We start from the raw sequence: 20,179 nt of genomic DNA on the forward strand, positions 1-20,179 counted from the left end.
TGCTGAATGTAAAGCCTTTTATGACTCAAATTGTGAATTATATAATTGAGCGTAAAAACCATCTTTTTTTATAAGTTCTTCGTGATTTCCCTGTTCAATTATGTTACCATTTTTTACCACAAAAATAATGTCCGCGTTACGAATCGTCGATAATCTGTGTGCAATAACAAACGCAGTTCTCCCCTTCATAAGATGATCCATTGCCTTTTGAATTAGAACTTCCGTTCGAGTATCTACAGATGAGGTTGCCTCATCTAAGATAAGCATTGGTTTATCTGCTAACATTGCTCTTGAAATGGTTATGAGTTGACGTTGTCCTTGACTGATATTTAATCCATCTTCCGATAATCTAAAATTATAATTATCTGCTAAAGAATGAATAAAATGATCTGTTTGTGCAGCTTTTGCAGCTTGTTCAACAGCTTCAAATGCTGCATCTTCATTACCATACTTAATGTTATCTAGTACAGTACCTTCAAATATCCATGAATCTTGTAAAACCATTCCAAAATAGCTTCTAACTTCTTCTCGTTTCATGTCTTTAATATCTACACCATCAATTAGGATAGAACCACTATCTATCTCATAAAAACGCATCAAAAGATTAACAAGTGTAGTTTTACCAGCACCAGTAGGACCTACAATAGCAACCATTTGACCTGGCTTTATTTCTGCAGATAAACCTTGTATGACAGGCGTATCTTCTACATACCTAAAATGAACATTTTTAAATTCGACGTGCCCATTTACTTTAGTTAAAATATTAGGTTTATCAGATTCATCTGGTTCTGAAGTTGCATCCATCATAAAGAAAATACGTTCTGCTGATGCAGCTGTTTGTTGTAATACGGATGCAGTTTGACCGATTGATTGAATTGGCATCGATACCTGTCTAGAATACATGATAAATGTCATAATAAAGCCAACTTCGAAAGAAGGGTCTGTGATAAGTAAATAACCTCCAATAATTGCTATAGCAATAAATGAAAGATTTGTAAAGAAAAATTGAATAGGAATCATAATAGATGATACAAATTGTGATTTCCAAGATGTTTCAAAAATTCGATCATTAATTTCATCAAACTCATGCTTAGCTTGAGTTTGGTGATTAAATACTTTAACAACTAAATGACCATGGTAGATTTCTTCAATATGTCCATTCATATCTCCTGTATTTTTAGCTGCTTGTCTAAAATATTTTTGAGATAACTTAACAAATTTAGATGCTACAAATAAAGATAATATAACAGCAATAGTTGTAATAACTGCTAGATCCCATCGCATAATATACATAATAATTAAAATACTTACGACAAGTGTAAAGGATCTAAATATTTCTGAAATACTTTGAGTAAGAGTTTGGTTAATAATATCCACATCATTTGTTACTCGTGATAACACATCACCAACTTTGTGCTTATCAAAGAAATTGAGTGGTAATGTATTAATTTTATCAGCTAGATCTGAGCGCATCTTATAAGTTAGACGCTGTGTTACACCAATTAACATGTAACCTTGCATTAAGCCAAAAACAAAAGATAAAGATGCGGTAACAATAAGACCTATTAAAACCTCATTAAAATTAAGTGAGATACCAAATAAATCGATGACACCTTGGGCATCTGCACCAGACCAAATAAGTTCAATTGAAGTTAATAGTTTACCGGACAAGATTGGCGTAAATACTGTAATTAATGCTGTAATAACTGAAAATAAAGCAGCTGATAAGACAATCCACTTATCTTTACTTAAATAATTTAACAACCTGCCTAGAGTACCCCAAAAGTCATTAGCTTTAACGGGTTCATGTGCACTATGTCTTCTATTCATCGTGAAAGCTCCTCCTGACTTAATTGAGATTCTGCTATTTCAAGATATACTTTGGAGGTCTTAATTAGCTCCTCATGACTTCCCATGCCAACTATTTTACCTTTATCAAGTACTACAATCTTGTCTGCATTTTTAATACTATTAATACGTTGAGCAACAATAATAATTGTTGCATCTACATGTTGTTTAAGTGCATTTCTTAAATTAATGTCTGTTTTATAATCAAGTGCAGAAAAAGAATCATCAAATATATAAATTTTGGGCTCTTTTGCTAGTGCTCTAGCAATCGACAACCTTTGGCGTTGCCCACCACTAACATTGGTTCCACCTTGAGTAATTGGTGCATCATATTTACCATCCATTTGATCAATAAAATTGGATGCTTGAGCAATTTCAGCAGATTTTTCAACAACATCCATATTGATTTCTTCTTGACCAAAAGCAATATTTGATGCTATGGTACCTTTAAATAAATTACCCTTTTGAGGTACATAACCAATATACTTTAAGAATTCATTTTGATTGAAGGTCTTTATATCTTTACCATCTAATAAAATACGTCCTTCAGTTGGATCATAAAATCTAGGAATTAAGTTGATTAAGGTTGATTTACCACTACCTGTTGAACCAATAAACGCAGTGACTTCACCTGGATTTGCAGTAAGTGAGATGTGACTTAATACTGGTTCATCAGCTCCAGGATATTGGAAACTCACGTTTTCAAATTCAACTTTACCCATGACATCGTGAATGGATTCTGGGTGAACTGGATCTTTGATTAATACATCAGCATCAATCACATCCATGATACGTCTTGCTGATATTGCAGCACGTGGAATCATTGTTAAAATCATTGTAATAAACATAAAGTTCATTAAAGCTTGTGATGCGTATTGTACAATAGCGGATATATCACCCGGTTCAAATGCTGAACCTTGGCCAATCACTCCATTAGATACTGCAACATAGTATAACATTGCAGTCGTCAATTGCATTAAAAGACCTAAAACTGGCCAAATCGTATTAAAAATACGTTGTACAAATATGTTTCTCTTCATGGAATCTTTAGCTACATCTTTTGATTTTTGAGCTTGTATTTTTTGTGTGTTATAAGCACGTACAACACGTAATCCACTTAAGTTTTCGCGTGTCACTAAGTTCATCTTATCAATTAGTCTTTGAATAATTTTAAATTAAGGCATTACAACTAATAAAAGTATTGTTAAGAATAATATAATAACTGCAACCGATATAAATAAGAATACGGTTAAATTAGGGCTTAATACAAACGCCATGACAATCCCACCCACTGCCATAATAGGCGCCATAATCACACTACGCATGAGCTGTGCTAGCATCATTTGTAGTGATTGAATATCATTAGTTGTAAGAGTAATTAGTGATGAGGTTGTAAACTTATCCATCTCATTTAAAGAAAATGTTTGAACCTTACTATATAAAGCATTTCTTAAATCTCTACCATATGCACTAGATACTCTGGATTCTAGATAGCCAGAAAATAAAATAGCTACGATCCCAATGATAGTTGATCCTAACATTAAAAGACCATTGGTCATTAGACTTTGGTATTTTTCTGTTTCAGTTAAGCTAGAACTTGTAATATCATTAATGAGTTCACCCAAAAGTGCAGGTAGTGCTAAAGTCATAACTGCTCTTAAAGCTACTAATATAAAGATTAATATGACCCATCCAAAATAGGGTTTTAAAAATCGAAAAGATTTAATCATAAATTATGCATCTACTTTCTATATGTCTTGATGAACATTATACCAAAAATCTATAAGGTTATACCTTATAAGACTTTTATTTTATAACGTTAGAAAAAAGTTGTAGCGTTTTTTCAATCTCAACTAACTTTTCACCCTTAGCTTTTTTCGATAAATCTAAGTAATGGTTGTATTTATGCTTAAAATAAGCCTGTGCTTCCTTTTTTGTTTTAAGTTTAGGTCCTAGGTATATGTCTTCTTCAGTTAACGTCATACTACCTTTAACTACCTTTAAGAAGACGTAGTAAAAACCATCAAATATCACATACTCATCAACGATATTAAAGCCGTTATTGCTTAACCAAGTTCTAAGCACCTCAATTTTTTCATTGGCGCCTAGAATATAGGTTTTGTCCTCTAAGTGCATAACTTCTTTTAGTATATCGATAATTAAATGTGGACCCATACCAGTAATCACTGCAAGATTATAGTCTTTATCTACACTTTTAAATCCATCAGATAAATAAAACCTAACAGGATAACCTGCTAGATTTTTTTTTGCGTGATTAAGTGGACCCTTATTAATATCAGAGGCTACTGCATGTTTTATATATTTATGGTCTAGAGCATACTTTAAGACAAGACCATGGTCACTACCTATATCTATAACAGTTTCATAACCTTTTGTAAGTTCACCTATAAATGCTATGCGATTCATTTTCTTGTAATATAAAATTCTTTTAATTTATTTTGACGTTGAGGACTACGTAATTTTCTTAATGCTTTAGCTTCAATTTGACGGATACGTTCACGTGTAACACCAAACTCACGCCCCACTTCTTCAAGTGTGTGTGTTTTACCATCTAATAGGCCATAACGTAATCTTAGGACCTTTTCTTCTCTGTCAGTTAATGTTTCTAAAACTTCATCTAAGGTTTTCTTAACCATTTCTTGCATCATATAATCATGTGGATTTAAAGCATTTGGATCGCTAATAAAATCCCCTAATGAAGAATCTTCTTCTTCACCAACTGGTGCTTCAAGTGAGATTGGTTCTTTTGCAATTCTTTGGATGTTTTGAACTTTTTCAGGAGTAATATCCATCTTTTCAGCGATTTCTTCAATCGTTGCATCTCGTCCTAATTCTTGAACTAATTGACGTTGAATACGAATCATTTTATTAATTGTTTCAACCATATGAACAGGAATACGGATTGTTCTTGCCTGATCGGCTACCGCTCTAGTAATCGCTTGGCGAATCCACCATGTTGCATATGTTGAAAATTTAAATCCTTTTTCATAATCAAATTTATCCACAGCACGCATAAGACCCATATTACCTTCTTGAATAAGGTCTAGAAATAATAAACCACGTTGTGTATATTTTTTAGCAATACTTACAACTAAACGGTAGTTAGCTTCAACTAATTTTTCTTTAGCATAATGACCTTTTCTAATTGTATCTTCTAATGATTGCACATCTTCATCTGATAAATCTACTTCGCCATTTCTTACTGCCTCAAGTTGTTCTAAAGCTACACGACCTTGGTAAACCATGATTGCATATTTTCTTTCATCATCAATATTTAGTAATGGAATTTGACCAATTTCTTTTAAGTACATACGTACAGGATCATCTACTTTAATACTTGAAGGAATCGCGTCAATATTTAGAAGTTCTTCTTCTTCAACTTCTTCAACTTCTAAACTAGATAGTGAAAACTCATCTGGTTCATCTTCAACTTCTAACTCTACTTCAATGTCTTCATCATCAAAAAGGGGATTTTCTTGAACATCAACCTCTTCTTCTTCATCATCCAGTAATACATCAATTTCTAGATCTGATAATTCTTTTTCTATTTCATAATATTCAGGGGAATTTAAATCAGCAAACTCAATTAAATCGGATTGAACTAATGACTTTTTCTTACCTGCTTTTTTAACTAACTTCTTTATGATATCTTTTTGACTCATTTTATTTTTACCTGCTTTCTGAGTTCATCAATCGCCTTTAAGGTGCGATTCATTTCAAGATGGTCCGTTATGGACTCTGTTTTCTTTATTAAGGATTGTATTTCTAATTGTTTCTTATAATTTTGAAAATGTACTAATATATCATTGAGTGTTTTATCATTTTGAATTAATAAGTTTTTACAATAGTCTGTTGATTTACAATATGTTTCAACTAATTCTATTTCTTTAGTATATCCCATTTTAAATGCTTCAAGGTTTAATGCATCATCCGAATTAATCTCATAATAATTCATTAAATCTTTATAAAGTTCACGTTTTTTAGGGTCTGTAATATCTGTTAATAAAATACTATGTCTAATCTTATCTAGATATTTACGCTGTTTAAGTAAATCCATAATGATGATATCAATAGAACGTTCAGCACGACTTATGACTTTCCTATCAATAGGTTTTTGTTTGACTGGAAGTGATGAACTATGTTCATTAATAAGTAGTTGTATGCCTAACTCATCAAATGATCTTCTCTCGTATAAATCAATGATGGTCGGATCACTTCCAACTAATAACTGCTTCATTTCTTGCTTAAACTTTGTAATATCATCTGACTTTTTAAAGTCTTTATCTTTTTGATAGTATATATATCCAAATTGGACTGGGTCAAGAAGTTTGTTAAAGAGTGCTTGATATTTATCTACACCATGTTTTAAAACAAAATCATCCGGATCCATTTTATTTGGTAAATTTAATATGGAAATACTTAGTCCCTGACGTTTTAAAATAGGTATTGCATGAAGGGTAGCTTGTATACCAGGGTTATCTCCGTCATATGCAATCACTACATGATCTGTAATACGTCTAATCAATTTTGCTTGATCACTTGTAATTGCAGTTCCCATAGTTGCAACACTTGCTTCAAAACCTGCCTTATAGGATGCAAAAACGTCGAAGAAACCTTCATGTAGAATCACATGTTTTTGCTTAACTACTGGTCTAATACTTTCAAAATAGTGATAGAGTGTTAACCCTTTTTTAAAGATTGGTGTTTCAGTTGAGTTAATGTATTTAGCTTTCTCATTTTTATTTAAAGTTCTTCCTGAAAAGGCAATAATCTGACCATGTTCATCTTTAATCGGAAAAGTGATACGATTTCTAAATACATCGTAATAGTGACCTTCTTCATTTTGTTTAACTAAACCTAAACTCATCATGTCACTAACACTATGATTTTTAGATCTTAGCATTTTATATAAACTATCTATTTGATCTGGTGCATAACCCACTTCAAAGTGATGAATTAACTCATCACTTAACTGTCTATTTGTTAAATAGTCATAGGCTAATTTACCGGATTCAGAGTTCTTAAGCGCAAACTGATAAAAACTAGCTGCATCATTCATGACATCATGTAGATGTTTAAAAGGATTATTTTGAACTTTAGTTTGACCAAATTCAATACCCAGTTCTTGGGCTAATTCCTTTGCTGCATCTGCATTACTAATGTTTTTAATTTGAGCTAAGAAAGTTATCGGTGCACCACCTTTTTTACAGCCAAAACAAAATGCTATATTCTTTTCTGGTGTTACAGAAAATGATGGTGTTTTTTCATCATGAAAAGGACATAGTCCCATGTAGTTTTTACCACGTTTGGTTAAGTCTACATATTTGGAGACTAATGCAACGATATCTGTTTGTTCATTAATTTTTTGATAGATATTATCTTGCATATGGATGTCCTTTCAGATGAATAGATTAAAATTTAGTTGCTTGTTGAATAAATTGTTCGATGTCTTTAATTGCAATACGAGATTGCTCCATAGAATCACGGTGTCTAATAGTTACTGTATCATCATCCATTGTTTGATGATCAACTGTAATACAAAATGGCGTTCCAATCGCGTCTTGACGACGATATCTTTTACCAATATTTTGTGTTTCATCGTAAACAACATCTAGGTTTTCACTTAACATTTCATGAATTTCTCTAGCTTTTTGACTATGTTCTTTACGTACAAGTGGTAAGATAGCAGCTTTATATGGTGCAAGTTTTGGATGTAGTTTTAAGACTTGTCTTACATCACCATTTTCTAAAGTTTCTTCTTCTAAACCATTTAATAAGAATACTAATAATAGTCTTTCAACACCAACGGATGGTTCTACGACATAAGGAATGTATCTTTCATTGGTTTCAGGATCTAGATAAGACATATCTTCCTTACTTAAGTCTTGATGACTCTTAAGGTCAAAGTTTGTACGACTTGCAATACCCCAAAGTTCATCAAAACCCCACGGATATTTAAATTCGATATCTGTTGTAGCATTTGAATAGTGACTTAGTGCTTCCTTAGCATGTGGTTCAGCACGCAAACTTTCTTCTTTTACACCAAGGGATGTTAAGAATTTAAGCATTCTGTCTAACCAGTAATCAAACCACTGGATTTCAGTACCTGGTTTACAGAAAAACTCTAATTCCATTTGTTCAAATTCTCTCGTTCTAAATGTGAAGTTACCTGGTGTAATTTCATTTCTAAAACTCTTACCAATTTGAGCAACACCAAATGGCACTTTAAGACGTTGTGCACGTTGGATATTTTTAAAGTTAATAAAGATACCTTGAGCTGTTTCTGGACGAAGATACACTTCATTTGCAGTTTCTTCTACAACCCCTTGGAAAGTTTTAAACATCATATTAAACTTTCTAATTGGTAACCAATCACTTGTTTTAGACACTGGGTCTTTGATTTTATGATCCATAATATATTGATACATCTTCTCATCACTCCAGCCATCTGGATTTTGAGTCGGATCGTGCTCTAAAATTAATTTGTCAGCACGGTATCTTTGATTAGATGTTTTATTTTCAATTAATGGGTCTGAAAAACCACTTAAGTGACCACTAGCTTGCCATACTAATGGGTTTAATAGAATTGAAGAATCTAGTTGAACCACATTAGGCGCTTGACGAATAAACTTTTGCGTCCAAGCTTCTTTAATATTTTTCTTTAATAATGAACCTAGAGGACCGTAATCCCAAGTATTTGCAAGCCCACCATAGATTTCAGAGCCTTGAAAGATGTAACCTGTTTGTTTTGCGTATTGTACTAAATACTCTAATGTAACCATATGACATACTCCTTATTTGCGCGTTAATTTGTGATCTGTATGGTATTCATAATACGCATACATAAATTCTTTTAATTCTCTATAATTTATTTCATCAATTGTATCTATTTTATCATAATCCAGATAAGTCAATCGAACTAATAATGTTGTTTGATGTACATCAATATTTGCAACATACGGTTCTTTTTCATAAACAATTGAAGCTGTTTTAATGTTGACACCTTTGACTCTTCTACCATCAGGTTTTAACGATATTTGATACCCTAAATACCTAAGTAGTTTAAATCCAAAAGAAAGTATTGATTCTTTTGAATAATGTAACAAAGCACCTTCTAGTAATGTATAAATTGATTCATGATCATCATTGTCCGACACAAACCCTAATAAATCAAATAAGATGCTTGCTTGAGTCATGAGATCAAAATCTGATTTGATGTTTTGAAAATCATTTAAGGTTTTACCTTCAACGAGTGCATACATGTTTTTATTGGGTACTTCTTTAAAATAAATAAGATTTAAATACTGTGCAACATTACGTATGTTTGAAGTCATTTTTTGACTTCCTTTTGCTACTAATGTTATACGTCCAAGTTTCGTATATACAAATAATAACCTGTCATTTTCTAAATAACTTTGTTGTTTGTATACGATGCCTTCCATACTTATTTACCATAACCATAACGTGATACAGTAGTTGGGTCATTACGCCAATCTTTTTTTACCTTAACCCATAAAGAAAGATGTATCTTCATGTCGAAGATCTTATTGATTTCTTTTCTAGCTTCTGTACCAATACGTTTTAATTTTTCACCATTTTTACCGATTAATATCCCTTTTTGACTATCACGTTCTACAATGATTAAAGCATCAATATCCATCGTGTTAAGTTCTTCATTAAACTTAAATGATTCAAGCATAACAGCAACACTATGCGGTACTTCTTGTTCCGTATAGTATAAGATACGTTCTCTTATGATTTCTGTCATACGAGATTCATCAGTTTGGTCTGTGACATAATCATCTGGATAGTAATGCGGACCTTCAACTAAATACTCAACTAATGTTTCTTTAAGTTGTGTTAAATGTGTTTGGTCTTTAGCTGAAATAGGTACGATATGTTTAAATTCATGCACTTTTAAGAATGAAATGATAATTTTATCAATCTCTGCCTTATTTTCTAATGTATCAATCTTATTGATGACTAAGATAACAGGTAAATGACTATGTTTAATACGCTCTAGAATAATTTCATCAGTTCTTCTATACGTTTGATCTACAACCCACATAATGGCATCTGCATCCATTAATGCATCTGTTGCAGACTTATCCATAGATTTACCTAAACCGTGATAAGGTTTATGCATACCTGGTGTATCAATAAAAACAAATTGATTTTCACCCTCATTTAAAATACCTGTGATTCTAAAACGTGTCGTTTGAACCTTAGGTGATGTAATAGCTATTTTTTCACCGATAAGTGCGTTGATTAATGTTGATTTACCTACATTAGGTTTGCCTATAATGGCAATAAATCCTGATTTTGATGCCATTAGACGCGGTCTTTATCTAAATCAAACCCGAAAGGTAATAATTCATTTACTGATGTTTCATAAATTTCGTCTTCTAAGTTTGCTAAATAGATTTTTGTATTTTTAGGAATAAGTTCACTCATGACTTGTCTGCATGCGCCACAAGGTGAGATTGGTCCTTTAGATCCACCAATAATTGTAATTTCTTTAATTTCTTTTGGGTCATAACCTTGTGAGATTAATGAAAATAATGCATTTCTTTCAGCACAGGAAGTTAATCCGAAACTACTGTTTTCAATATTTGCTCCGTGGATGATTGTGCCATCGTTTAATACGATTGCTGCACCAACTTTAAATCTTGAGTATGGTACATAGGCTTTAAGTCTAGCTTGTTTTGCGGCTTCTAAATTCATAAATGGGCCTTCTTTCTATTATTTATCTTTTTAAATTTGCTTTGTTTAGTATTTCTTCTTGAAGTGTGAACATTTCTTTTTCTTCTGCTTCGGTATGATGATCATACCCAAGTAGATGTAGATAACCATGAACTGCTAAAAATCCAATTTCACGTTCTAATGTGTGACCATAGTCAAGCGCTTGAATTTTAGCTTGATCAATACTTATGAAGATATCTCCTAATGAGTCATCTTTTTCATCATCATTTGGAAATGAAATAACATCGGTTGGTTTATCGATGTTTCTATACATTTTATTGATATCTCTAATTTGATCGTTATCAACAAAAATTACTTGCATAGATTTTTCTTCTTTGATGTCTTTAAAAACAGTTTCTAATATAACTTCAAATTGTGTTGTTTCTTCTTTATATTGGTTAAAATAATTAACTTCCATTTTGTTCATATCTTTCTAGTATTTTTTGTACTAATGGGTGACGTATGACGTCAACCTTTTCAAATTGAATGATTTTTGCATCATCAATATCACTTAGTATTTCTAATGCTTGTTTAAGCCCTGATTTATTTCTATACCCCAAATCGACTTGCGATGGATCTCCTGTTACTACCATATAACTTGAAAACCCTAATCTTGTTAGAAACATTTTCATTTGAGTTTCTGTAGTGTTTTGCGCCTCATCTAGTATCACAAATGCATTTTCAAGTGTACGCCCTCGCATATATGCAAGTGGTGCAACTTCAATGATACCTCGCTCCATTAAGCTGTTCGTCGTTGCAATCCCTAAAAAATCGTATAAAGCATCATATAATGGTATTAAATAAGGATCTACCTTTTCTTTTAAATCACCTGGTAAAAACCCAAGAGATTCACCTGCTTCAACTGCTGGTCTTGTTAATACTAACTTTTTAACTAAACCTTTTTTGAGTGCAGCAACCGCATGAGCAACTGCTAAATACGTTTTACCAGTACCAGCAGGTCCTACTCCAAATACCAAAGGATATTTCATAAGTGCATCACTATAAGCTCTTTGGTTAAATGTTTTAGGAACTATGGACTTACCTTGATCAGAAATCAATATTTTCTTTTGAGATTTATAAAGATCTAAGATGTTTTCTAATCTGTCTTGCTCAGCCATCTTAATAATATATAAGACATCTCTTTCAGTTAAGATGATTTTATGCTCAGCAAGTAAAATAAGCGTTCTAAATATATTTTCTAATAATACACGGTCAGACTCTTTTGCGTCTACGACAATTTGACCATCATGTATCGATACATCGAAACCATAATGAGATTTGAAAACTTTTAAGTTTTTATCTTCAATTCCAACTAAAAGTTGTAGTGTTTCAACGTGATGGACATTCAGGTTTAATTTCATGCATAATCCTCCATTTTTGTCTATATATATTTTACCTTAAATGCGCATAAATTGCACTTACAAGTAGCCAAATACTACAAAAAACATCTCTTTTAAGTTAAATATACATAAATTTATAGTGAATTACCCTTAATTGGGTCCAGGGGTCAAAAAAACACCTTGATTTAAGGTGTTTTTAAAGGAATTTTAGCTTATCTTTTTTTCTTCTTTGTTTTAGCTGCTTTAGCTTTCATACGACGATCAACGCCTGGTTTAATATAATATTCGCGTTTACGAGCCTCTACGAGAGTTCCATCTTTACTTACGGTGCGCTTAAAACGACGTAGTGTATCTTCTATCGTCTCACCTTTACGTACTTCTGTTTTAGACATAATCTGCCCTCCTCCCGTTATGTTTGATTCATCAAACCTTTATTATTATAATGCATTTTTCTATAGATGTCAAAAGGTTTTTAAATTTTTGTTAATAAACATGCATTTAGTATTGGAATGTGTGCTAATTCAGTAGGTAAAATGGATTGTCCTAAACTTACAGTGATTGCTCCACGCTCAACTAATGCGTTTCTTTCTGTTTCATCAATTCCACCTTCAGGACCAACAATGACAATTAAGTCTTTATTACCATGATCTTTGATGAAATCCTTTATATTATAAACTCTTTCTAATTCATCTAGTAAAACAAGTTGTTTACCATCAGTGTTTATATCTTTTAAATTTTCAAGTAATTGAATATGAGGTAAGGTACTTCTTTTGGATAGTTCTGCTGCCTCTTTTGCAATCTTATTTAATCTTGATAATTTGTGATCAACGTTAGATAGTTTGGCAATACTTCTTTTCATAGCAACAAATATAATCGACTTTGCTTGAAAGAGTGTCGCATACTTTGTAACAGTATCCATCTTATCACCTTTAGGTAGACCTTGAACAATAGTTACGTTAAGTGGTGGGTTATCATCTAATTTTTCTGTTGTTAAAAAACCCACTTCTTTATGTTGAATTTCTAGGGTAGCTAAGTAACATCCTGATATCCCACAAACCTCAACTACCGTACCAGACTTAAAACGCATCACGTTTAATATATGATGCACATCGTCTTTATCTATTTTATTTTTATGATCTAAAAAATATCTTTGCATAATCTACCTTCTTAAATAAAAATAGGTATTCCATTTGGAATACCTAATTTATAATTACATAAAGAATCTATCGATATTGTTACTCCAAAGAATCATAGCAAAAAATAATATACTTATAATTAACATTGCTCTATTGAAGAACACATCAGGACCTTGTACTTTTTTATTTCTGAATAATTCAGAATTATTACCTGTAAAAGCACTCATTACATCGTCTTTTGAACTTTGTAGTGCAGATATACCAATCATTAGTATACTTGCTATAAATATTACCCAGTCTGGAAATTGCATATTACATACTCCTTTTAATAAACCCTAACTATTATAACAAACTTAGAGCGCATATGTCAATAAGCTTTTGTCCTATAATTATAACACATTTCATACAAAAACAAACTTATTTATTAAATATTTGTTCAATATCTTCTATCATCTTTAGCGTAGATTCTACACCACCCGGTAAGATATACCAACTGATTGGATCTAATACATAAATATCACTGTTTTTACCTGCAGTTGTATTTTTTATGAGTGCATTATTCATGATTTGATCAAGTGCACCAGTTGAACCAATTGCAGCAGATCTATCCATTAAGAATATAATTTGAGGATTTACTTCTGAAACATATTCAAAACTTACTACATTACCATGTGTTTCAAGTGTTTGTAAGCCTGGATCACTTGGCATAAATTTAAATTCATTATATATAACACCATATCTTGAACCAGCACCAAATACAGATATTTGGTCTCCATTCACTTGTAAAAATAATGCATTTTGTCCATTGACTTTAGATTGTAGAGCACTTAACTTAGCATCAATTAAGTTTTGTTTGTTTGTAAGTTCTTCACTAATATTTGGAAAAACTAGTTTAAGTGTATCCATCACTTCATTTAGTTTTCCAAAACTAAATGTTGAATTGGATACATCGATGATATCTGTATTAGGATACTTTTGTTTAAGTGATGTATAAAGATTAGCACTTCTTCCACCAAGTATAATCAAGTCAGGCATCATAAGATCTAAAGTATCATAATTAGGTTCAAATAATGTACCAGTATTTGGATATTTATTAGATTCAAATGCGCTAATCGATGCTGGTAAGTTAGATTTCGGTAAACCAAAGAATGTAATACCGGTCTTATCAAATCCTACAGATTGAAAAATATCTACAACTTCTAATGCAAATGTTACAACCACTTTGGGATTGACATTCACTTTAGATAAAGTGACTTGTTTTTCATAAACCGGTTCATTTGAACTATTAAAACCTACTTGAATAGAGACTGTTTGTGTGATTGTAGTTAACCACTTAGCATAAAGTTTTGTGTCTTTTTTTACTGTATGTGTGTCAAAGTTCCACGGTTTGGTATATCTTGAATCTTCATACCATCCATCAAACTCATAATCTAAGTAGGTAGGCGCATCAGGTGCTTCTAGTTTACTACCGTATGCTACTTCATAGGTTTCAATAGGTGTATCTCCACTATCGATAAACTCAATTGTTTTGATACCACTGCCCCCAGATAAGGGGTTACAAGCTGTAAGTATCGTAATCATTACAATAAGTAATGTGTTAATTATTAGTTTTTTCATATTTTTTCACTTTCGCCTTCATTAAAAATGACTTCATTTTTGTGGTAAATACATATACGTTTACCATCTACTTCTCTTATACAGAAATTAGAATCATAAATACTATTTAAAGTTTTTTCTACCATCAGGTTTTCTGATGGACCTTCAAAATAGATTTCACCATCTTTAATTGCAACTACATGTTCACAAAATGTAGATGCAATATTAATGTCATGCATGACTACTACAATTGTTTTACCTAATTCATCAACAAACTTTTGTAGTAACAACATCATCTCAACACCATGTTTCATATCTAGGTTATTAAGTGGTTCATCTAACATAATATATTTAGTATCTTGTACCAAGACCATGGCGAGTAATACACGTTGTAGTTGACCACCACTTAAGGTATCAATATGTTGATCTTTTATTTCTTCTAAACTTAAATAAGAAATCATTTGATCAATCATCTTTTTATCTTCTTTAGTGATTTTACCTTTAGAATGCGGATATCTACCAAAGGAGATCAGTTCATAACTTGTAAGTTTTAAATTAAAGTGATTTGCTTGTTTAAGTACAGCTATTTGTTTTGATAAATTCATTTTACTGTCTAAGATATCCACACCATCTATTTGAATTTTTCCAGATTTAGATTGGATAACTCTACTAATGACATTAAAAAGTGTAGTTTTACCAGCACCATTTGGTCCAATAATCCCTGTTATTTTGCCTTCAGGAATGGTAAGACTAATATTTTTTAAGACTTCTTTATTACCATAGCTTTGGTGAATGTTTTCTAATATAATCATATTTTATGCTCCTTTATGATGAGATAAATCATGTAGATACCACCAAATAAACTAATGAAGGTGGTGACCACTGTTTTAAAGCCGATTAATTCTACGATCGATTGACCTAGAATTAATACAACAACTGCAATTAAACTAGATAAGATAAATATATGTTTATGGTGATATTTATCATAAAGTTCTTTAGCTATATTTACAGCGATGAGTCCTAAAAATGATAACGGACCAACAAGTGCTGTTGTAAGTGCAATGGCGATAGAGATAAATATTAAATCAATATGTGTTTGCCTTTTATAATCAATACCTAAATTCATCGCATGACTCATACCTAGTGCCATGACATCATATACATAAGTTTTACTATAAAAGTAAATTGTAGTAGCTACTGCAACCGGTAGTGCAATGAGTGTCAAAGTTGAATTAATATTGACAACAGATACATTGGTTAAACTTGTAATCACTTGAAACTCTGTAGGATTCATAAGTATTTGCAAGAATGATGCATAGTTTGAGGCAAGTGTTGAAATGACCATACCAACTAATAGTAATAATAAAATATTGTTTCTGTGTTTTCTTAAAATCGTTTTGTACATTAAAAGTGTTATGCCAACCATGAGTAAGACTGTAATCAAAAAATTAAGTATAGGGTTTACTACAAATTTTGACATACTTGCAAAATACACAAGTGTTGTTTGTGTGACTACAAAGATACTATCAAACCCTAATAAACTTGGTGTAATAATTCTATTTTGTGTTAGTGTTTGAAATACAGTAGTGGCTAAAGAAATAAGTATTGCTGCAATTAAAAGGGCAACAATTTGAACAGATCTTCTTTGAAAGATGGTGAGCATTGTTTTTAAAAATAAGGGTGCTCTATCTGGATCATTTAAACTAAAAACAATGACATCATATTGAGAAACCATCCAAACACTTAAATATAGCAAGATAGCTACAAGGGTAACCATAACCCAAAATTTATATGTTTTAAGCATGTTTTGTCTTCCTTAATAGTAGATATAAGAAAATCACGGAACCAACAATACCCATTACAAAACCTACAGCTATTTCAAAGTTATATCCTGTAAGTATAAATAAAACTATACGGGCTAAAATGTCACAAACTAAGACAAAGATACTTCCAAAAATCATTAAATCAAAGATACTTTTCTTTAAGTGATCTCTGTAGTATAAAGATACTAAATTAGGGATAATCAAACCTAAGAAAGGTAGTGGACCAACTACAATAAATGTGGATGCTGTAATGACTGCAACAATAATGATGCCTAAAGTAATCACTTTATTGTAGTTAACACCTAAGTTATTCGCAAAATCCTTACCTAAAGAGACTATATTAAACTCACTTGCGTAAATAATTGCTACAAGAAGTGCTGGAACAACAAAATAAACCATCTCATAAGTGCCAATGGTTTTATTGGTAAAACTACCAACGCCAATACTATTTAAGAATTGAAGTGTGTTCGTTGACTGTGCTACAACAATAGAAAAGGAACTAATTAAAGCACCAAACATCATGCCTATTAAGGGCACATAAACTTCGTTTTTAAACTGTATTTTGCTTAAGAATGTAATAAATATTAAACTTGCTATAAGTGATGTTACAAATGAAAAAATAAACTGTACCCATAGTGCTAAACCAGGGAAAAATAGGTATGCTACTAATACACCTAGCGTAGCTGCTTGGGTTGTTCCAATAACTCCAGGGGAAACAAATTTATTCTTTGCAACTGATTGCATAATTAAACCTGCAACACTTAATGCTGATGCACTTAAAATAATTGTTAAAGTTCTAGGTATTCTAGAAATGAGTAAAATTTCAATGGTTTCAGGTGTGAATTTAAACAAAGTCCATAAGTTCACATCTTTTCTTGCATCAATACTTAAAGATAATACAATCAATATAATTAAGACAAATACACTTACTGTACGTCTTAGCTTAATCATATTTCCGCTACAACCTCGTAGGTTTCACGAGCTACTTCAAGTATCTCTTCTGGTCTTTCATGACCTGCTTCTTTTTTAGCTTTATGCATCGCTATATGCTCAGGAGAGCCCTCCCAAACAAAAAAAGCGCGTTTATCTTTCCAATAAATCTCTTGCCTAAACAAGTCATAATCCTTATGTTTACTATCTAACAATAAAAAAGATTTCACATAACCTTCGGACTTAGACATTAGGTTTCGTTCGCTAAAGCGCTTAACGACATCTTCCTGGTGACCTTTTTTCACCTTCATGGTACGTACAACTACATACATAATATTCAATTTCCTTTCGTTCTACAAGTGTTCTTATTTAAGTATATAATAAATCGGTAATTGAATCAATCGTTTTTATTTATAATGTTTATAAATACCACAATATGTAAATATAATCGAAGTAATTGTTTAAATTATAAAACTAGTGTATAATCTCTACAGGTGAAATTATGGAAATCATTGGATTAAAGTTGGGAGAAGCTCGATCGAATGCGTATGTAGTTTCAGAAAATAAACAGTGTTTTATTATTGACCCAGGTTACGAGGGTTCTGAAATTATCGAATACATCAAGTCAAGAAAGCTTGACCCACAATTTATTTACATTACACACGGTCATCATGATCATACCGGCGGTGTAAAACAATTAAAGGAACATTATCATATCCCAGTGTATGCGCCACTAAAGGATAAAGTTTGGATGACAGATACTGTCTACAACTATTTTGCATACGAAATACCTGTGGACCAATATGTAGTTGAAGGCGATAAAATAGATTTTGGTCGCCACGTTTTTAAAGTTATCGAAACACCAGGTCACTCAGAAGGTTCTACTGCTTTATATAATGAACCATTTCTATTTTGTGGTGATACGTTATTTTTCGAATCTATCGGACGTACAAATATACCCTTTGGTGATGAAGAAGTTTTAATGGATACCATTAGAACTAAACTACTAACCTTGCCTGATAAAACAGTTGTTTATCCAGGTCATGGTAAACCAACTACTATAGGATATGAAAAGGAAAATAATCCCTTCCTAAAATGAAAACAGATGCGTTGATAGCATCTGTTTTTTTAACTTGAAAACTTTCTTTTTAAGTATTCTATATAATATTTTGAATTAAATGGCTCTCCAGTTGCAAGTAACATCAACTCTTTGGGTGACTTACTTTGACCATATTGATGAATATGTTCTTTTAACCATGCATTGATTTTTTCAATTTTATTATCAGAAATCGCATTTTCAACATTAAAATCTTTATTCATTGCATAATAAATTTGAGCCGCATACGCACTACCTAGCGCATAGGTTGGAAAATACCCAAAAGAACCTGCAGCCCAGTGTATATCTTGTAAAACACCATCTTTATCATCTTTAGGACGTACACCAACGTATTGTTGGTAGAGTCTCTTCCATCGTTTAGCGACATCTTTTGCTTTGAGTTTACCGCTAATCAGTAATTTTTCAATTTCATAACGCACCATGATGTGAAGTGGATAGGTCAGTTCATCAGCTTCCGTTCGTACAAGTGATCTTTCTGCACGGTTAATATATTGATAGAATTCTAGTAGTGTAACATTCTTAAGTTCTTTATCAAATATTTCTTTTAAGTGATCAAAGTGTGCTTCCCAAAATGCATAGGAACGGCCAATCATATTCTCATACATTCTTGATTGAGATTCATGAATACCCATTGAACTACCTGTGGCAAGATTCGTATCTTTTAATTCTGGATTGATGTTTTGTTCATAGATTCCATGTCCCATTTCATGAATTGTTGAGAATATTGCTGATTCAATGGAGTTTTCGATGTATCTAGTCGTAATTCTTACATCAAAACTTGAGAAGTTTGATGTAAATGGGTGTGCACTTGTTCGAAGCACACCATGTGTTAAATCAAATTTAAACACATCAGTTAGATACATGTTGAATTGTTTTTGTTTATATAAAGGAAATAGGTTTTTAGTTAATTTTCTAGATAACGGCTTTTTACCACTGGTTGCTGTTAAAACAAATGGTACAAGTTCATTTCTTAAATCTTCAAAAAATACATCATATTCCTTTGTTGTCATGCCTTCTTCATATAAATCAAGTAAGACATCGTAACCTTTAAGTTCAGGAGTTTGTAGGTAACGTACTATTTTTCTTTGGTATGCCACTATTTTTTCTAGTATGGGTAAAAACATTTCAAAATCATCGTTTTCTCTAGCTTTCGACCAAATTGAAGTAGATTTAGATAATAATACTTGATAATCTATATATTCTTCTTTCGGCATCTTCTTGATTAAACGAAGTTCTTTTTGTACTTTTTTTATTTCTCTTTTTAGTAAATCATCGAGTTTATCAATATTTTCATATAGATAATCTATTGCTTTATTATATTTTTTATCAGTTTCTAAAGCATAGATTTCATTACTTAAGACTTCAATTTGTTCGGCTCTATAATCTACAGCGCCCGTGGGGTGATCTGTTTCTAAATCCCACTCTAAAACCCACATCGCATAACCATATGCATTGAGGCGTTTACGCATGTTTTTGTAGGTATCTATATACGTTTGCATAGTGTACTCCTTTAGGTATTTAATTCTTTTTTATTATAGCATTAATATGTTGTTTTATCGTCTTTTTGTACAATTATTCTACTAAAACTCCATAGAAAGCGTTTCCAAATGGATAAATATAAAACAC

At 31.8% G+C, this 20,179-nt stretch carries 20 protein-coding genes and 2 pseudogenes; 1 reads left to right on the top strand and 21 read right to left on the bottom strand.

Translation table 11 applies throughout. From position 1 onward, the window contains the following. Window positions 1-18: 18 nt before the first annotated feature. From ACL_RS04655 to ACL_RS04745, 20 genes and pseudogenes are all read right to left on the bottom strand, one after another. Window positions 19-1,830 carry an ABC transporter ATP-binding protein gene (locus ACL_RS04655; protein WP_012242883.1) on the bottom strand — a complete coding sequence of 604 codons (1,812 nt, stop codon included), beginning with the start codon at window positions 1,828-1,830 and terminating at the stop codon, window positions 19-21. Continuing rightward, window positions 1,827-2,567: pseudogene (locus ACL_RS07525) on the bottom strand (ABC transporter ATP-binding protein); the annotation flags it as partial. The pseudogene ACL_RS07525 and the gene ACL_RS04655, both read right to left, overlap by 4 nt. Before the next feature lie 150 nt (window positions 2,568-2,717). Then, window positions 2,718-3,578: pseudogene (locus ACL_RS07530) on the bottom strand (ABC transporter permease); the annotation flags it as partial. Between the two features lie 76 nt (window positions 3,579-3,654). Further along, window positions 3,655-4,275 carry a tRNA (adenine(22)-N(1))-methyltransferase gene (locus ACL_RS04665; RefSeq protein ID WP_012242884.1) on the bottom strand — a complete coding sequence of 207 codons (621 nt, stop codon included), beginning with the start codon at window positions 4,273-4,275 and terminating at the stop codon, window positions 3,655-3,657. Then, a complete protein-coding gene (gene rpoD, locus ACL_RS04670; protein WP_012242885.1) occupies window positions 4,272-5,531 on the bottom strand; it encodes an RNA polymerase sigma factor RpoD in 1,260 nt (419 codons plus the stop codon). The genes ACL_RS04665 and rpoD overlap by 4 nt, the downstream gene beginning before the upstream one ends. After that, window positions 5,528-7,255 (bottom strand): DNA primase, encoded by a 1,728-nt coding sequence (gene dnaG / locus ACL_RS07295; RefSeq protein ID WP_012242886.1) that lies wholly within the window; start codon window positions 7,253-7,255, stop codon window positions 5,528-5,530. The genes rpoD and dnaG overlap by 4 nt, the downstream gene beginning before the upstream one ends. 25 nt (window positions 7,256-7,280) lie before the next feature. Then, the gene (locus ACL_RS04680; protein ID WP_012242887.1) at window positions 7,281-8,651 is read right to left on the bottom strand and encodes a glycine--tRNA ligase; all 1,371 of its coding nucleotides are present in this window, start codon (window positions 8,649-8,651) and stop codon (window positions 7,281-7,283) included. A gap of 12 nt (window positions 8,652-8,663) precedes the next feature. Continuing rightward, window positions 8,664-9,311 carry a DNA repair protein RecO gene (gene recO / locus ACL_RS04685; protein WP_012242888.1) on the bottom strand — a complete coding sequence of 216 codons (648 nt, stop codon included), beginning with the start codon at window positions 9,309-9,311 and terminating at the stop codon, window positions 8,664-8,666. Between the two features lie 2 nt (window positions 9,312-9,313). Beyond that, a complete protein-coding gene (gene era / locus ACL_RS04690; RefSeq protein WP_012242889.1) occupies window positions 9,314-10,201 on the bottom strand; it encodes a GTPase Era in 888 nt (295 codons plus the stop codon). Next, window positions 10,201-10,593, bottom strand: a complete 393-nt coding sequence (gene cdd, locus ACL_RS04695; protein WP_012242890.1) for a cytidine deaminase — start codon at window positions 10,591-10,593, stop codon at window positions 10,201-10,203. Before cdd ends, era begins: the two co-directional genes overlap by 1 nt. A 22-nt stretch (window positions 10,594-10,615) precedes the next feature. Continuing rightward, a complete protein-coding gene (ybeY, locus tag ACL_RS04700; RefSeq protein WP_012242891.1) occupies window positions 10,616-11,029 on the bottom strand; it encodes an rRNA maturation RNase YbeY in 414 nt (137 codons plus the stop codon). Further along, the gene (locus tag ACL_RS04705) at window positions 11,019-11,972 is read right to left on the bottom strand and encodes a PhoH family protein (protein WP_012242892.1); all 954 of its coding nucleotides are present in this window, start codon (window positions 11,970-11,972) and stop codon (window positions 11,019-11,021) included. The genes ybeY and ACL_RS04705 overlap by 11 nt, the downstream gene beginning before the upstream one ends. Before the next feature lie 191 nt (window positions 11,973-12,163). Beyond that, the gene (rpsU, locus tag ACL_RS04710; protein ID WP_012242893.1) at window positions 12,164-12,343 is read right to left on the bottom strand and encodes a 30S ribosomal protein S21; all 180 of its coding nucleotides are present in this window, start codon (window positions 12,341-12,343) and stop codon (window positions 12,164-12,166) included. Window positions 12,344-12,423: 80 nt separating this feature from the next. Next, window positions 12,424-13,107 (bottom strand): RsmE family RNA methyltransferase, encoded by a 684-nt coding sequence (locus ACL_RS04715; protein ID WP_012242894.1) that lies wholly within the window; start codon window positions 13,105-13,107, stop codon window positions 12,424-12,426. A gap of 54 nt (window positions 13,108-13,161) precedes the next feature. Then, complete coding sequence (gene secG, locus ACL_RS04720) at window positions 13,162-13,398, bottom strand: preprotein translocase subunit SecG (RefSeq protein WP_012242895.1); 237 nt, start codon at window positions 13,396-13,398, stop codon at window positions 13,162-13,164. Between the two features lie 106 nt (window positions 13,399-13,504). After that, the gene (locus ACL_RS04725) at window positions 13,505-14,704 is read right to left on the bottom strand and encodes an ABC transporter substrate-binding protein (protein WP_012242896.1); all 1,200 of its coding nucleotides are present in this window, start codon (window positions 14,702-14,704) and stop codon (window positions 13,505-13,507) included. After that, a complete protein-coding gene (locus tag ACL_RS04730; RefSeq protein ID WP_012242897.1) occupies window positions 14,701-15,495 on the bottom strand; it encodes an iron ABC transporter ATP-binding protein in 795 nt (264 codons plus the stop codon). The genes ACL_RS04725 and ACL_RS04730 overlap by 4 nt, the downstream gene beginning before the upstream one ends. After that, window positions 15,492-16,487 carry an iron chelate uptake ABC transporter family permease subunit gene (locus tag ACL_RS04735; RefSeq protein WP_049751959.1) on the bottom strand — a complete coding sequence of 332 codons (996 nt, stop codon included), beginning with the start codon at window positions 16,485-16,487 and terminating at the stop codon, window positions 15,492-15,494. The genes ACL_RS04730 and ACL_RS04735 overlap by 4 nt, the downstream gene beginning before the upstream one ends. Beyond that, the gene (locus tag ACL_RS04740) at window positions 16,480-17,457 is read right to left on the bottom strand and encodes an ABC transporter permease (protein WP_012242899.1); all 978 of its coding nucleotides are present in this window, start codon (window positions 17,455-17,457) and stop codon (window positions 16,480-16,482) included. The genes ACL_RS04735 and ACL_RS04740 overlap by 8 nt, the downstream gene beginning before the upstream one ends. Next, on the bottom strand, window positions 17,454-17,768 hold the full coding sequence (locus ACL_RS04745; protein WP_012242900.1) for an antibiotic biosynthesis monooxygenase family protein: 315 nt from the start codon (window positions 17,766-17,768) through the stop codon (window positions 17,454-17,456). The genes ACL_RS04740 and ACL_RS04745 overlap by 4 nt, the downstream gene beginning before the upstream one ends. Before the next feature lie 170 nt (window positions 17,769-17,938). Here ACL_RS04745 and ACL_RS04750 point away from each other — a divergent pair, with 170 nt between their 5' ends. Next, window positions 17,939-18,535 carry an MBL fold metallo-hydrolase gene (locus ACL_RS04750; protein ID WP_012242901.1) on the top strand — a complete coding sequence of 199 codons (597 nt, stop codon included), beginning with the start codon at window positions 17,939-17,941 and terminating at the stop codon, window positions 18,533-18,535. Between the two features lie 29 nt (window positions 18,536-18,564). Here ACL_RS04750 and ACL_RS04755 read toward each other — a convergent pair whose 3' ends face one another. Beyond that, a complete protein-coding gene (locus ACL_RS04755; protein ID WP_012242902.1) occupies window positions 18,565-20,052 on the bottom strand; it encodes a carboxypeptidase M32 in 1,488 nt (495 codons plus the stop codon). Window positions 20,053-20,179: the final 127 nt, after the last annotated feature.

The organism is Acholeplasma laidlawii PG-8A (genome assembly GCF_000018785.1).
Taxonomy (GTDB): Bacteria; Bacillota_I; Bacilli_A; order Acholeplasmatales; family Acholeplasmataceae; genus Acholeplasma; species Acholeplasma laidlawii.

What these genes read in the sequence shown, in the direction of transcription:
- ACL_RS04750 (WP_012242901.1), top strand. Translation starts at nt 17,939, where the DNA reads ATGGAAATCATTGGATTAAAGTTGGGAGAAGCTCGATCGAATGCGTAT.
- ACL_RS04705 (WP_012242892.1), bottom strand. Translation starts at nt 11,972, where the DNA reads ATGAAATTAAACCTGAATGTCCATCACGTTGAAACACTACAACTTTTA.
- dnaG (WP_012242886.1), bottom strand. Translation starts at nt 7,255, where the DNA reads ATGCAAGATAATATCTATCAAAAAATTAATGAACAAACAGATATCGTT.
- rpsU (WP_012242893.1), bottom strand. Translation starts at nt 12,343, where the DNA reads ATGTCTAAAACAGAAGTACGTAAAGGTGAGACGATAGAAGATACACTA.
- ACL_RS04665 (WP_012242884.1), bottom strand. Translation starts at nt 4,275, where the DNA reads ATGAATCGCATAGCATTTATAGGTGAACTTACAAAAGGTTATGAAACT.
- era (WP_012242889.1), bottom strand. Translation starts at nt 10,201, where the DNA reads ATGGCATCAAAATCAGGATTTATTGCCATTATAGGCAAACCTAATGTA.
- secG (WP_012242895.1), bottom strand. Translation starts at nt 13,398, where the DNA reads ATGCAATTTCCAGACTGGGTAATATTTATAGCAAGTATACTAATGATT.
- ACL_RS04655 (WP_012242883.1), bottom strand. Translation starts at nt 1,830, where the DNA reads ATGAATAGAAGACATAGTGCACATGAACCCGTTAAAGCTAATGACTTT.
- ACL_RS04680 (WP_012242887.1), bottom strand. Translation starts at nt 8,651, where the DNA reads ATGGTTACATTAGAGTATTTAGTACAATACGCAAAACAAACAGGTTAC.
- ACL_RS04740 (WP_012242899.1), bottom strand. Translation starts at nt 17,457, where the DNA reads ATGATTAAGCTAAGACGTACAGTAAGTGTATTTGTCTTAATTATATTG.
- recO (WP_012242888.1), bottom strand. Translation starts at nt 9,311, where the DNA reads ATGGAAGGCATCGTATACAAACAACAAAGTTATTTAGAAAATGACAGG.
- ybeY (WP_012242891.1), bottom strand. Translation starts at nt 11,029, where the DNA reads ATGGAAGTTAATTATTTTAACCAATATAAAGAAGAAACAACACAATTT.
- rpoD (WP_012242885.1), bottom strand. Translation starts at nt 5,531, where the DNA reads ATGAGTCAAAAAGATATCATAAAGAAGTTAGTTAAAAAAGCAGGTAAG.
- ACL_RS04735 (WP_049751959.1), bottom strand. Translation starts at nt 16,487, where the DNA reads ATGCTTAAAACATATAAATTTTGGGTTATGGTTACCCTTGTAGCTATC.
- ACL_RS04715 (WP_012242894.1), bottom strand. Translation starts at nt 13,107, where the DNA reads ATGCAAAGATATTTTTTAGATCATAAAAATAAAATAGATAAAGACGAT.
- ACL_RS04725 (WP_012242896.1), bottom strand. Translation starts at nt 14,704, where the DNA reads ATGAAAAAACTAATAATTAACACATTACTTATTGTAATGATTACGATA.
- cdd (WP_012242890.1), bottom strand. Translation starts at nt 10,593, where the DNA reads ATGAATTTAGAAGCCGCAAAACAAGCTAGACTTAAAGCCTATGTACCA.
- ACL_RS04755 (WP_012242902.1), bottom strand. Translation starts at nt 20,052, where the DNA reads ATGCAAACGTATATAGATACCTACAAAAACATGCGTAAACGCCTCAAT.
- ACL_RS04730 (WP_012242897.1), bottom strand. Translation starts at nt 15,495, where the DNA reads ATGATTATATTAGAAAACATTCACCAAAGCTATGGTAATAAAGAAGTC.
- ACL_RS04745 (WP_012242900.1), bottom strand. Translation starts at nt 17,768, where the DNA reads ATGTATGTAGTTGTACGTACCATGAAGGTGAAAAAAGGTCACCAGGAA.